Source organism: Bradyrhizobium acaciae, from assembly GCF_020889785.1.
Lineage (GTDB): Bacteria > Pseudomonadota > Alphaproteobacteria > Rhizobiales > Xanthobacteraceae > Bradyrhizobium > Bradyrhizobium acaciae.
This window is the reverse complement of the sequence record NZ_JACMYK010000003.1, coordinates 90,300-103,366: the sequence shown is the minus strand read 5'-3', so window position 1 is coordinate 103,366 and position 13,067 is coordinate 90,300. Positions and strand designations below refer to the sequence as shown.

Below are 13,067 nucleotides of genomic sequence, written 5' to 3'. Positions count from 1 at the left end.
CCGCTTCACTTATCTTCCGGCGCGAGCGCGCCGAACAAAATGATCGCAGCCGCCGTCGCAGCGCCGGCATGCGTGAGTTGTTCGGCCAGCTCCGCAATCGTGGTGCGGACAAGCCGCTCGTCAGCGTGGCCGAGGGACTCTGCCAGGAGTGCAGGCGTCTCGGGAGCGAGGCCATGCGCGATCAGCCTTGCGGCCAGCGCCGGGAACGTGCGCCGCCCCATATAGACGACCGTGGTCGCTTCCGGATCGGCCAGCGCCGCCCAGTTCAGGTCCGCAGGCAAGCCGCCGGTGACATCGGCACCGGTCACGAACTGGACCCGGCGCGACGTCAGCCGTCGCGTCAGCGGGATGCCGGCTTGCGCTGCGGCAACCGAGGCCGAGGTCACGCCGGGAATGATCTCGTAGCGGATGCCGGCCGCGCGCAGCGCCTCGATCTCCTCCTCGAGCCGTCCGAAAATGCCGGCGTCGCCCGACTTCAGCCGGACCACCCGCACGCCGGTCGCCGCATAGTCGACCAGCAGCCGGCTGACATGATGTTGCCTCGCCGACAGCCGCCCGGCGCGCTTGCCGACCGCGACAAGGTTGGCGCCGGCGCGCGCCATATCGAGGATCGCGCCCGAAGCGAGGTCGTCGTAGAGCACCACGTCGGCCTCGCGCAGCCGTGCGGCTCCCTTCATGGTCAGAAGCTCGGGATCGCCGGGACCGGCCGAGACGAAGGAGACCATTCCGCTCACCGGTCCTCCGCAATCAGATGGAAGAACGTACCCGTTGCATTGCCTCGCCGCGATCCCGTCTCCGCAACGATCGCGCCGGTCGCATCGCGCACCACAGCCAGCGGCGTGTCCGGCTGCGCGACGATCGTCGAATAGTGAAATTCGTGACCGCGCAGCCGTGCTCCGAAACCGTGTCCGGGCATCGGTGCCGCAAGCTCGGCGAGCCGGTAGCCCAAATGCATCCGACGCTTGGCGTAGCTCGTCTCGAGGCCGAGCAATCCTGCCATCGGATGGCGCACGCCGTCTGCATCGGTGAGCGCTGTGCCCAACACCATGTAGCCCCCGCACTCGCCATGTACCGGCTTGGTCTCGGCAAAGGCACGCAGCCCTCCGAGGAATCGGCTGTTGACGGCAAGCCGCCCGGCATGCAGCTCGGGATAGCCGCCGGGCAACCAGCACACATCGGCATCCGTATCGGGGCCCTCGTCGGCGAGGGGCGAGAACGTCACGATCTCAGCGCCGGCCGCGCGCCAGGCTTCCAGCATGTGCGGATAAACGAAGGAGAATGCGGCGTCACGCGCGAGCGCAATGCGTTGGCCGGGCGGTGTGATGTCCAGGCTGGGCGCGGCCGATTGCGGCGACCAGACCCGCGCCGATCGCATCACAGCGTCCAGATCGACATGCTCGACGACGAAGCGTGCGGCTTCGTCGATCAGGCCGTCGATCTGAGCCTGCTCTTCCGCCTGCACCAGGCCGAGATGGCGCTTCGGAAGTGCGATCTCGGCGTGCCGGGGCAGCGCGCCCAGCACCGGAATGCCTGCACCTTCCATGGCACTGCGCACCAAGGCTTCGTGCCGCGCACTGGCGACACGGTTGAGAACGACGCCTGCCAGCCGCACACCGGCGCGGAAATCGCGCAGTCCCGCGGCGATCGCCGCCGCCGTCTGTGCCTGGCCGGAGGGGTCGATCACCAGCAGCACCGGCCATCCCATCGTCTCGGCAATGTCGGCGGTGGCGCCGGTGCCGGAGACGCCAGGCGCGGCGACACCGTCGAACAATCCCATCGAGCCCTCGGCCAGCACGAGATCCGCATCCGCGCCGCGGCTTGCCAGATGGGCGATCGCTTCGCGCGCCATCGCCCAGCTATCGATGTTGACCGACGCGCGTCCTGTCGCGACCGCGTGAAAGGCAGGATCGATGTAATCAGGTCCGCTCTTGAGGCATTGCACCTTCAGCCCGCGGCTGCGATAGGCACGGGCCAACGCCAGGGTCAGTGTCGTCTTGCCGACGCCCGATGCAGGTGCCGAGATCACGAGGCCCGCGGTCATTGCGATGATCCTGTCTCCGGAAAGCGCGGCTCCGCCCCCACCGGCCGGTAGCGGCGGTCATAGTCGGCCGCATAGAGACGGCTTTCGGCGAATTCACCGGCGCCCAGCGTCTTGCCGACCAGGATCAGCGCCGTGCGTTCGAATTCGGGTCCAATGGCGGCATCGAGCGTCGCAAGCGTGGCGCGCACGATGCGCTGGTCCGGCCAGCTCGCGCGCCAGACGATCGCGACCGGACAGTCTGCGCCATAATGCGGCGTCAGCTCGGCGATGACCTTGTCGAGCAGATGGATCGAGAGATGGATCGCGAGCACCGCGCCGGTCGCGGCAAACGCCGCAAGCGTCTCGCCATCAGGCATCGCGCTCGCCCTGCCCGGCGTGCGTGTCAGCACCACCGATTGCGCAAGACCCGGCAGCGTCAGTTCGGACTCCAGCGCCGCCGCAGCCGCCGAGAAGGCCGGCACGCCAGGCGTCACCGAATACGGAATCTGCAGCGCGCGCAACCGGCGCAGCTGTTCGCCCATCGCCGACCAGATCGAGAGGTCGCCCGAATGCAGCCGCGCGACATCCTTGCCCTCCGCATGCGCCGCGGCGATCTCGGCGATGATCTCGTCGAGCGAGAGCGGCGCCGTGTTGACGATGCGCGCATCCTTCGGGCAATGCGCCAGAACGCCTGACGGCACCAGCGACCCCGCATAGAGACAGACCGGGCAAGAGGCGATCAGATCGCGGCCGCGCAGGGTCAGGAGGTCGGCGGCGCCGGGCCCAGCGCCGATGAAATGCACCGTCATTCGCCGTCTCCTTCCGCGATCGCCGCGGTGGCCATTCGATCCTGCGACGTCGCCCTGACCGAGATCAGGCGCGCACCGCGCCCTGCTGCCGCGACCGCGGCGGCTTCAGCGACGGAGCCCGTTCCGAACCTGGCCTTGATAAGCTCCGATTGCGTCGCGGTCTTGATCTCGGCCAACGTCGCGGCGGGGATGCCGCGGATCGGCAACCCCAATTCCCGTGCCAGCACTTTCAACGCGACCGCATCGGCCTTGTCACTCACCGTTGCAACCGCCGCAAGCCCTTCGCAGCCGCCGGCGGCGTCGAGTGCTTCGCGCAAGGATGCGACGCTGGCTTTGCCCCGGAATCCCAAGCCCGCGACCTTCATCTGATGGCGCTCCATTGCACGATCGGCCGCGCGGCCTTCCAGGAGCGATACCGGCCCAGTGGCTCGGCCTGCGCAATCTCGAGGCGCATCAGTTCGCCGCCATGGCGCTGGTGCAGATCGGAAAGGAGCGCCTCGGTTTCGAGCGTCACCGCATGTGCAACCAGCCGCGTTCCCGGCGCGATGCGCGGCCAGATCGCATCGAACATATCCGCGTCGAGGCCGCCGCCGATGAATACGGCATCGGGCGCCGCGAGGTCCGATAAGGCCCCGGGCGCCTCGCCTTCGATGATGGTCATCCGATGCGTCACGCCGAAGCCCGCAGCATTGCTGCGAATATTGGCGGCGCGCTCGGCGCGTGCCTCGACCGCGATCGCAGTCCCGCCGCAGAGCACCCATTCGATCGAGATCGAGCCCGAGCCCGAGCCGACATCCCACAGCCGCTCGCCGGGCCGTGGCGCAAGCGCCGACAGCGCGAGTGCGCGGACCGGCCGCTTGGTCAGTTGCCCGTCATGCACAAAGAGCGCGTCCGAGAGACCCGAGCTGCGTGCGATCCCCTGCGCTCCCCGCGCCTCCAGCGCCACCGCGACCAAGCTGCCGTGGGAATCGCCTGCATAATTGTCGGCGCGATGTTGCGTAATGGATTCACGCGGTCCGCCGAGCGCCGAAAGCGTCCACATCGCTGACGCCCCCCAGCCACGCTCGGTGAGCCAGCGCGAGAGATCGGACGCCGCATTGCCGGCGCGCACCAGGCAGATGATCCGAGCATCGCGCACGAGGTGCAGTAACAGCCGCTCGAACGGTGCGGCATGAAGGCCGAGACAGATGACATTCTCGAGCCGCCAGCCCAATCGCGCCGCAGCCAGCGAGAACGTCGATGGCGCGGAGTACGCGATCCACTCGCCCGCCTGCAACTTCTCGACGAGGCTTCCGCCGGCGCCGTGCCAGAACGGATCGCCCGAGGCGAGCACCACCGTCGGACGACCGCGGCATTCAAGCACGATCTCCGCATCGAACGGCACCGGCCAGGCACGGCCACGCCCGGTAATGCCGGCCAGCGCGAGATGCCGTTCGCCGCCGAAAACCACCTCCGCCTCACCAAGCGCCTTTCGGCTTGCATCAGAGAGGCCGGCAAGGCCATCTTCGCCGATACCGATGATGGTCAACCAGGGATTATTCATGACGCGCGCCCTGATCCTGGGCGGAACGGCCGACGCCAATCTGCTTGCCGACGCGATTGCCCGCGCCGGCATCGACGCGGTCTATTCCTATGGCGGCCGCACCGCTGCCCCTGCCGAACAGCCTCTGCCGACCCGGATCGGCGGCTTCGGCGGCGTCAGCGGGCTTGCCGATTATCTGCGTCACGAAGCCATTACGCATGTGATCGACGCGACGCACCCCTTTGCGGCAGAGATGAGCCGGAACGCGATCACCGCCTGCGCGCAAACCGCAACGCCATTGCTCGCGCTCGAGCGCGCGCCTTGGGACAAGATTTCCGGCGATCGCTGGATCGAGGTCGCGGACGTCGTAGCCGCGGTCGCGGCCTTGCCGGACAGCCGCGCCAACATATTCCTCGCGATCGGCCGCCAGCACATCGCGCCCTTCGGTGTTCGGCCGCAGCATGCCTATACGCTGCGTTTCGTCGACCCGCCCGAGCAAGCGCTGCCTTTGCCCGGTGCCGACATCATTGTCTCGCGCGGTCCATTCACGCTCGAGGGCGAGCTCGAGATGATGCGTGCACGTCGCATCGCGTGGATCGTCGCCCGCAACTCCGGCGGAACCGGCGCGCGCGCCAAGATCGATGCCGCCCGCGCGCTCGGCCTTCCCGTCATCATGATCACGCGGCCGCATCTGCCCGACAGGCCGCGGGTGGAAAGCGTGAGCAAGGTGATGGAGTGGCTCGGTCATCGGACCTGCCTCGGCGCATAAACCCAGCGGCCGACCCGCCGCGTCGCTGAGTTGCAGACGATCACGAGCGTTCGCATGTCGGCCATTTCCGGGCTCGCGTCCCGCAGTTCGACCGTCTCGATCCGTTGCTCGGGCGCGCTGACGGCGCGTGCGAAGATCACGATGCGCTCGCCGCAGCCCGCCTGTTTCAAAATTTCCAGCGTCCGCGCGAACCCTTCCGGCCGGCTGGCCGAGCGCGGATTGTACATCGCGATCGCGAAATCGGCCTCGGCGGCGAGCCGTAGCCGCTTCTCGATCAGCGGCCACGGCTTGAGATTGTCGGAAAGGTTGATCGCGCAAAAATCATGGCCGAGCGGCGCGCCGGCGCTCGCCGCCGCCGCCAGCATCGCCGTCACGCCGGGCAGAACGCGAATGGAGAGGTCTTGCCATTGCGGCGCGTCCTCCAACGCTTCGAACACCGCGGATGCCATCGCAAACACCCCCGGATCGCCCGAGGACACCACGACGACATGCCGCCCCTCGGACGCCAGCCGCAGCGCCTCGCCGGCGCGCTGCAATTCCACGCGATTGTCCGAAGGATGCAGCGTGAGCCCGTCGCGCGGCTGCACACGGGTCACATAGGGCGCATAACCGACGATGTCGGTCGCATTTGCGAGCGCAGCGGAGACTTCCGGCGTGATCAGCGCCTCGTCGCCCGGCCCCAGTCCCGCGATGGTCAGCGTGCCGGTCATGGCGCCGCCTCCCGGCGCCGCCCCAAGCCATGCACCAGCACGATCGCAAAATACGGACAATCGGCCTCGCCGATGTCAGCGAGCCGGGCGACGCGCTGATCCGGCATGGTGCCGCGCTCGACCAGCCACGCATCGTCGAGACGGCCGGCGGAGGCGAGCGCGCGGCGGATCTTCGGAAGGTTGCGGCCGGTCTTCATCACGACCAGCGCGTCGGAGCTGCGCATCCGCTGCGCAAGCTCCGCCTCCGGCAGCGTACCCATCAGCACGGTGGTCACATCGTCGGCGAGCGCGATCGGCTGGCCGACCGCATTCCAGCAGCCGACCATGCCGGGAATGCCGGCAATCACCTCGATCTCGACGCGTCCCTGCAGGCGCGCATGCAGATGCATGAACGAGCCATAGAAATAGGGATCGCCCTCGCAGAGCACGACGACATCGATTTCACGCGCCAGCCGCGCCAGTCGCTCGGCCCATGCGTCATAGAAATCGGCGAGCAGCCGCGTGTAGTCCGGGCTGTCGAAAGCGATCTCCGTGGTGACGGGATATTCCATCGGATATTCGTTGACGCCGGCGGCGAGCATGCCGTCCACGATCCGCCGCGCCTGGCCGAGCTGCCCCTTCTTGCGAAAGTATGCGACATGCTTCGCGGCGCGCACCATATGGTCGGCGCGCACGCTCATCAGGTCGGGATCGCCAGGGCCAAGCCCGCAGCAGATGATGCGTCCCATCGCTATTCGCTCCGGCTTGCCAGCGCGTTGACGGCGGCAACCGTGATCGCCGAACCGCCGAGCCGTCCCTCGACCGTCAGCGCCGGCACGGGCGGCTCAGCCATCAATGCCGCCTTGGATTCGGCCGCGCCGACAAAGCCGACCGGACAACCGATGATCGCCGCCGGCCGCGGGCAATCGGCATCCTCCAGCATGTTGAGCAGATGGAACAGCGCCGTCGGTGCATTGCCGATCGCGACGATGGCGTCGGCCAGATGCGGCCGCCACAGTTCGAGCGCGGCCGCCGAGCGCGTATTGCGCATCGATTGCGCGAGCTCGGGCACGGCCGGATCGCCGAGCGTGCAGATCACCGCGTTGCCGGCCGGCAGCCGCGCGCGCGTGATGCCTTCCGACACCATGCGCGCGTCGCAGAGGATCGGTGCGCCGTTCTGCAAGGCAGCGCGCGCGCGCGCGGCCATGCCAGGTGTGAAGTGGACATGCTTCTCCAGGCCCACCATACCCGCGGCATGGATCATGCGCACCACTACCGGCTCCTCGTCTGACGTAAAGCGCGCAAGGTCGGCCTCGGACCGGATGGTGGCAAAGGACTGGCGATAGATCGCTGCGCCGTCGGTCTCATAGACGTGCGGCATCAATGGCCTCCCGTCAGCGCGGTGGGATTTGCGACGAGGTACGAACCGCTCAGGCCTCGCATGACCGGCACATCCCGCGTCGTGCCGCGGCGGATGAGGTCGAAACCTTCGCCTGACGCAACAAGGGTGACATCAGCCGAACCGGAATGGGCACAGCCCTTGGCGCAGCCGGAGACATGAAGCCGGGCACCCGCCGGGATATGCCGCGCGAGCACCGATGCCAGCGTCCGCGTATCTGCATGCGCCTCACCGCAGCGCGGCGCGCCGCTGCACGCGATCACGCGCAGCGCCGGATCATCGGCCTCGGTGACGAGATCCGACCCACGAGGCATCTCATGCATCCCCTCCGCCAACATCATCCGCCACGGCGTCATGCGAACAGCCTGCGCGCTCGCAGCAAGCTGGCTGAGCATCTGGTGCGGCATTTGCCCGAACGCTACGCCAACTATCGCACCCACCGGATAGAGGCCCGGTACCGGGTCTGCCGATCGGGCGACGGGCTCGGCATCACCACGAAGTGAATCGGGAAGCGTCGCACCGCTGGCCAGATGGGCAGCCATCCGTCGCCTCTCCCCATTGGCTCCGCCAAAGGCGGCGAACCATTCGGTCAGGGTCAGCGCGACCTGCACCGCCTCCTGCCGCGTGACCGAACGCCCGAACTGTGCGCCATCGGCGCGGACCAGCAGCGCTCCGCCGCGAGCGCGCTCGATCCTGACGTCCGCCGACGCGCCAGCCAGCACGCGCACGTTGCCATCATCGATAGCGAAACCGAACTTGGTCGGAAGGTCGAGCAAAGCGCCGGCAAGCACGCGCTCAAGCTCGGCCGCGAGCGAGGGTGTATCGTCACCGGCGGTCCAAAATGGCGTCACCAGAACGTTGCGCTGCGCCTCGGTATCCGAGTCCGAGTCCAGCAATCCGAGCCCGGCGAGCCCATCGATCAACGGCGGATAACTCTCGTCGCTGACGCCGCGGATCTGGAGATTGGCGCGGCTGGTCAGATCGATCAGGCCGTTACCATGTCGCGCAGCCAGCTCAGCGATTCCTGTCGCCTGCGCCGCCTCCAGCCGTCCGCCATGCGGACGAATGCGCACCACGAGGCCGTCGCCCGACTGCATCGGCCGCAACGCGCCCGGACACCAGCCCTTGATCGCAACCGCGCTCATGAGGCCTCCTGCAGCGCGGCCGCAATCGAATTGCGCCGCGTCTGCCACAGCGACGCGTCATGCAGCCGGGTGAAGCAGGTCTCAATCGCAGCCAATGCCGCCGGATTCTCGCGCGCCATGAACGCGCGAACCTCGTCATTGCCGAGCGTCGCGTCGTAATAGAGATCGAACAGATGCGGCGGCACTGCACCGGCGAGATGCGCGAACGCCGCCATGTGCTCCAGCGTCGCTGATATCTCGGCGGCACCGCGGAAGCCATGGCGCATCATGCCGGCGATCCATGCCGGATTGGCGGCGCGCGCCCGCACCACCCGCGAGATTTCCTCGGTCAGCGAGCGGGCATGCGGCTGATCCGGCCGCGTTGCATCGAGGTGGTAGAGCGACGGGACCTTTGCGCCAAGCCGTCCGGCCGCAGCGGCGATGCCCGCCTCATGCGCGGCATAGTCCGCCGCCAACAGCAGATCAGTCTCCGGCAAATCCTGAGTGTGGACAAAACTGTCGGCAGCAGCGAGCCGTGTCTCGATGCCGGCGCGGTCCGGCCGTATCTCGCCATCGGCCGCGATGGCCCAGGACGATGCCGACAGCCAGGCTTCGCCGGCCGCCTCGCGCGCTTCCGCTGTGAAGACATCAGGGATCGACGCAATACCGGCGCCATAATGTCCGGGGCGCGGACCGAACACGCGTGCGATGCGCTGTCGGTAGGGATTCTCGTCCGCCTCGTCACCGCGTTCGGCCAACGCCTCCGTCGCCGCTTCGAATAGCTGAGCCAGCCCCGAAAAGACGTCGCGGAACAAGCCCGACACGCGCAGCGTGACGTCGATGCGCGGACGCCCGAGCTCTGCCGGCGCGATGATGTCGTAGCCCGACACCCGACCCGCCCCATGATCCCAGCGCGGCGCGATGCCGGCGAGATGCAGGGCCATCGCAAAATCTTCGCCGGCGGTGCGCATCGTCGACGAGCCCCAGAGGTCGACGACGAGCCCCTTCGGCCAGTCGCCGTGATCCTGCAGGTGACGGCGCAGCAACTCCTCGGCGAGTTTCACGCCCTGCGCATGCGCCGACGGCGTCGGCACCGCGCGCGGATCGACCGCAAACAGATTGCGTCCGGTCGGCAGCACGTCGCTGCGTCCTCGCCAGGGCGAGCCCGACGGCCCCGGCGCAACACGCCGGCCGGCGAGTGCATCAAGCAACGCCGCCTTCTCCGCCTCACCGCAAGCGCCCTGCCCGAACACATGCAGGCCGTCGCCGAACTGGCTTTCCTTGAGATCGCAGACGAAGCGATCGATCTGCGGAATGGCCTCGGCCGCCGAGACCGATGCGGCGAGACCGAGATCGTCCTCCAACCCGGCGATGCGCGCTTCTTCGCGGATCGCAGCAATCAGCCGCTGCCGCCGCGCCGGATCGAGACCGTCGGCGGTGGAGTACTCATCAAGCAAGCGCTCGAGACGACGCAAGCCCTCCGGCACCGCCGCCTGTGCCAGCGACGGCGGCAGATGGCCGATCGTCACGGCACCGATCCGGCGCTTGGCCTGCGCCGCCTCGCCGGGGTCGTTGACGATGAAGGGATAGACAACGGGTAGATCGCCGATCAGTGCCTCGGGCCAACACGCCGATGACAGCGCAACCGACTTGCCCGGCAGCCATTCCAGCGTTCCATGCGCGCCCATGTGGACGACGGCATCGATGCCCTGCTGCCTGAGCCACAGATAGAACGCGATGTAGGCATGGCGCGGCGTGCGCGAGAGATCGTGATAATCCGCATCGCGGTGACCGGCCTCGCCGCGCTCCGGCTGAACCGCGATGATCGACTTGCCGCACTTGACCGCGGCGAAATGAAATGAACCGTCACGGCAATCGGGATCATCCTCCGGCGCGCCCCATGCGCGCGCAAGGTCGTCCTGGAGCTGCTGCGGAAGCCCGGAGATCGCCGCGCGATACTCGGCCAGGCTCCACGTCAACGTCCGGCGCAAGAGCACATCCCCCAGCGACCTCACCGGCTCGAGATCAAAACCCGCAGTGGCGAGATCGGCCAGCAACGCCTCGACCGAGGCAATCGCATCGAGACCCACGGCGTGCGCGATCTGGTGCGGACGGCCCGGATAGTTCGAGAGCACGAGCGCAAGCTGCTTTTGCTGCGCCGGCTTGCCGGCAAGCCGATGCCAGGCTGCCACGCGCGCGGCGACCGCTGCAACGCGCTCCGCATCCGGCCGATGTGCGAGATGCACGAACTGCAGGTCGGGATCGCGTTCGCCCGGCGACTTGAAGCTCACGACGCCTGCGAACAGGCGGCCGTCGACCTCCGGCAGCACGACGTGCATCGCAAGATCGCCGGGTGAAAGACCACGCAGTGACCCAGCCCAATCCTCGCGCTGCGCCGTCGACAGAGCGACCTGGAGCACCGGGCACGATGCGGCATCGAACGGCGTCGTGCCATCGTCACCCACCGCTGAGAACGCAGTCACATTGACGATTGCGGCCGGAGCGCATTGCGCGAACTGGGCCCGCAGCCAATCGGCCACGCCCGCCGCCTTCAGCGAAGTAACGAAGACGCCGTGGGCATCGAAACCCTTTTCGCGCAACGCATCGATCAATGCATCGACCGGCGCCGTGTCGCCGGCCGCCAGATACGAGCGATAGAAGGTCACGAGCACCCGCGGCCGGCCATCTGATGCCGGCAGCATTGGGACGACACCGCGCCTTGAATCATAAACGCCGATCTCGGGAAGATCGATCTCGCCGACGACGGGCCCGGCATAGAGTCCGGACGCCAGCGCCAGTTGCGCGATCACGGCCTGCGCGGCAACCGAGCCACCCTTGTCGCACAACACCTTCAGGCGGCGCAGCGTCGAAACCGGCAGGGTGGAGAATTCATCCAGCCGCAGATCGTCGCGGCCATCGGCCGGCAACACCACCAAAGCGATGCCGCGCTCCTTCGCCAGCCGATGCACCGCGGCCAGCCCGTATGACCAATAGGGTTCGCCGCCGATCAGCCGAACCAGGATGCCGCGCGCATGCGCCAGCGTCCGCTCGATATAGGTATCGACCGACAGCGGATGGCGCAGTTCCGCGAGATTGGCGAGCCGCAGCGACGGCAACGCGGCGTGGCCGCGCCGCCAGCCGGCCGCGAAAGCCGCGAGATCGCTGTCGGAGAACGACAACACCACGAGATCGGCCGGATCCTGGCCGAGGTCCCTGGGTGTCGCGGTCTCCTCAAGGCCGCGGCTCTCGCGGAATACGACGTGCATCAGACACCAAGCCGTGCCTTGATTGCGGCCTCATCGATATCGCCGTGTTCGCCGATCACGACGAGCTTCGACTGCCGCGGGCGACCGCCCCAGGGCATGTCGAACTGATGCCGCACCCGATCGCCGACGGACTGCACCAGCAACCGCATCGGCTTGCCTTCGACCGCGATGTAGCCCTTGGCGCGCAGCACGTTCTGCTCGCGCGCAAGTCCCTTGATCGAGGCGACCAGCGCTTCGATGTCAACGATCTCCGGAAGATCGATCACCACGGAATTGAAATCATCGTGCTCGTGTTCTTCTTCGCCGTCGTGATGCGACGGACGCGACGCGAGATCGTCTTCCGCCGCGGCGCCGAGCCCCAGGATGACCCGCGCGTCGATCGTGCCATCGACGACGGGCAGCATCGGCACCTCGCGCGGCATTTCGGCCGCGATGGCCTCCTTGGCCGCCCTGATCCCTTCCGCCCCGGCGAGATCGGCCTTGGTCAGCAGCACGAGATCGGCACAGGCGATCTGGTCCTCGAACACCTCCGACAGCGGCGTCTCGTGGTCGAGATTGTCGTCGGCCGCGCGCTGCGCATCCACCGCGGCCACGTCGGGCGCAAACCGGCCGGCGGCAACGGCCTCGGCATCGGCCAGCGCGATCACGCCGTCGACCGTGATCCGCGAGCGGATCTCCGGCCAGTCGAACGCTTTCAAGAGTGGCTTCGGCAAAGCGAGCCCCGAGGTCTCGATCACGATGTGATCGGGCCGCACGGGGCGCGCCAGCAGTTGCTCCATCGCAGGGATGAAATCGTCGGCGACGGTGCAGCAGATGCAGCCATTGGCGAGCTCGACGATGTTCTCGGTCGGGCAATTAGCATCTGCGCACGACTTCAGGATGTCGCCGTCGACACCCTCGCTGCCGAACTCGTTCACCAGCACCGCGAGCTTCTTGCCGTTGGCGTTGCGGATCAGATGCTGGATCAGCGTCGTCTTGCCGGACCCGAGAAAGCCAGTCACGACGGTGACAGGAACCTTGGCGAGCGTGGTCATTCGGCGGCCTCCGGCACGACGGGAAGAGGTGGAATTCGGGCAAGCGACTGCTTGCGGAAGATTTCAGGACGGCTGCGCCACGGCACGATGCCGTCGGGCGCCGCGGCATAGGCAGATGCGCCGGCGATCACATCCCTGGCATTGTCTGCCGACAGGCGACCATAGACATAGGACCACCGCCCCGGCGCGCTGAGCGCGACCGAGCAGCCCTGGCTGCACGCCGACAGGCACTCGACGGGAACCAGATTGACGTCGTCGGGCACGCCGGCCTCAACAAGCGCGGCATGCAGGCGCGCACCGGGCGCGGTCTCACCTTCGGCCAGCGTCTGGCCGGCACGGCAGGTGATGCAGACATGAAGTGTAACGCTCATCGCCCTTCCTGGATTAACAACGGGAAGCGATGAGGCACACGAACCTGACGTGGACAGGCCCGTT

At 67.7% G+C, this 13,067-nt stretch carries 13 protein-coding genes; 1 reads left to right on the top strand and 12 read right to left on the bottom strand.

Going from position 1 to position 13,067, the window contains the following annotated elements:
- Positions 1–5 precede the first annotated feature (5 nt).
- The 5 genes from cobA to cbiE are packed head-to-tail and all read right to left on the bottom strand — an operon-like array spanning position 6 to position 4,372.
- Entirely contained in the window at positions 6–734 is a 729-nt protein-coding gene (gene cobA, locus H8A92_RS02815; RefSeq protein ID WP_229194339.1) for a uroporphyrinogen-III C-methyltransferase, read from the bottom strand.
- Complete coding sequence (locus H8A92_RS02810; RefSeq protein WP_229194338.1) at positions 731–2,041, bottom strand: cobyrinic acid a,c-diamide synthase CobB; 1,311 nt, start codon at positions 2,039–2,041, stop codon at positions 731–733. Before H8A92_RS02810 ends, cobA begins: the two co-directional genes overlap by 4 nt.
- Positions 2,038–2,829 carry a precorrin-4 C(11)-methyltransferase gene (gene cobM, locus H8A92_RS02805; RefSeq protein ID WP_229194337.1) on the bottom strand — a complete coding sequence of 264 codons (792 nt, stop codon included), beginning with the start codon at positions 2,827–2,829 and terminating at the stop codon, positions 2,038–2,040. The genes H8A92_RS02810 and cobM overlap by 4 nt, the downstream gene beginning before the upstream one ends.
- Positions 2,826–3,194 carry a cobalamin biosynthesis protein gene (locus H8A92_RS02800; protein ID WP_229194336.1) on the bottom strand — a complete coding sequence of 123 codons (369 nt, stop codon included), beginning with the start codon at positions 3,192–3,194 and terminating at the stop codon, positions 2,826–2,828. Before H8A92_RS02800 ends, cobM begins: the two co-directional genes overlap by 4 nt.
- Positions 3,191–4,372, bottom strand: coding sequence for a precorrin-6y C5,15-methyltransferase (decarboxylating) subunit CbiE (cbiE, locus tag H8A92_RS02795; RefSeq protein WP_229194335.1), 1,182 nt, complete (start codon positions 4,370–4,372; stop codon positions 3,191–3,193). The genes H8A92_RS02800 and cbiE overlap by 4 nt, the downstream gene beginning before the upstream one ends.
- Between cbiE and H8A92_RS02790 the strand changes: the two genes are divergently transcribed.
- The gene (locus tag H8A92_RS02790) at positions 4,371–5,120 is read left to right on the top strand and encodes a cobalt-precorrin-6A reductase (RefSeq protein ID WP_229194334.1); all 750 of its coding nucleotides are present in this window, start codon (positions 4,371–4,373) and stop codon (positions 5,118–5,120) included. The two genes, cbiE and H8A92_RS02790, sit on opposite strands and share 2 nt — an antisense overlap.
- On the opposite strand, the gene cobJ is transcribed toward H8A92_RS02790, so the two are convergent.
- The 7 genes from cobJ to H8A92_RS02755 are packed head-to-tail and all read right to left on the bottom strand — an operon-like array spanning position 5,096 to position 13,003.
- Complete coding sequence (gene cobJ, locus H8A92_RS02785) at positions 5,096–5,830, bottom strand: precorrin-3B C(17)-methyltransferase (RefSeq protein WP_229194333.1); 735 nt, start codon at positions 5,828–5,830, stop codon at positions 5,096–5,098. The two genes, H8A92_RS02790 and cobJ, sit on opposite strands and share 25 nt — an antisense overlap.
- A complete protein-coding gene (locus tag H8A92_RS02780; protein WP_229194332.1) occupies positions 5,827–6,558 on the bottom strand; it encodes a precorrin-2 C(20)-methyltransferase in 732 nt (243 codons plus the stop codon). Before H8A92_RS02780 ends, cobJ begins: the two co-directional genes overlap by 4 nt.
- A gap of 2 nt (positions 6,559–6,560) precedes the next feature.
- Positions 6,561–7,190: a precorrin-8X methylmutase gene (locus H8A92_RS02775; RefSeq protein WP_229194331.1), complete on the bottom strand. Its 630-nt coding sequence runs from the start codon at positions 7,188–7,190 to the stop codon at positions 6,561–6,563.
- Positions 7,190–8,353, bottom strand: coding sequence for a precorrin-3B synthase (gene cobG, locus H8A92_RS02770; protein ID WP_229194330.1), 1,164 nt, complete (start codon positions 8,351–8,353; stop codon positions 7,190–7,192). The genes H8A92_RS02775 and cobG overlap by 1 nt, the downstream gene beginning before the upstream one ends.
- Positions 8,350–11,598, bottom strand: coding sequence for a cobaltochelatase subunit CobN (cobN, locus tag H8A92_RS02765; protein WP_229194329.1), 3,249 nt, complete (start codon positions 11,596–11,598; stop codon positions 8,350–8,352). Before cobN ends, cobG begins: the two co-directional genes overlap by 4 nt.
- Complete coding sequence (cobW, locus tag H8A92_RS02760; protein WP_229194328.1) at positions 11,598–12,632, bottom strand: cobalamin biosynthesis protein CobW; 1,035 nt, start codon at positions 12,630–12,632, stop codon at positions 11,598–11,600. Before cobW ends, cobN begins: the two co-directional genes overlap by 1 nt.
- Entirely contained in the window at positions 12,629–13,003 is a 375-nt protein-coding gene (locus tag H8A92_RS02755; RefSeq protein ID WP_229183828.1) for a DUF1636 family protein, read from the bottom strand. Before H8A92_RS02755 ends, cobW begins: the two co-directional genes overlap by 4 nt.
- Positions 13,004–13,067 lie beyond the last annotated feature (64 nt).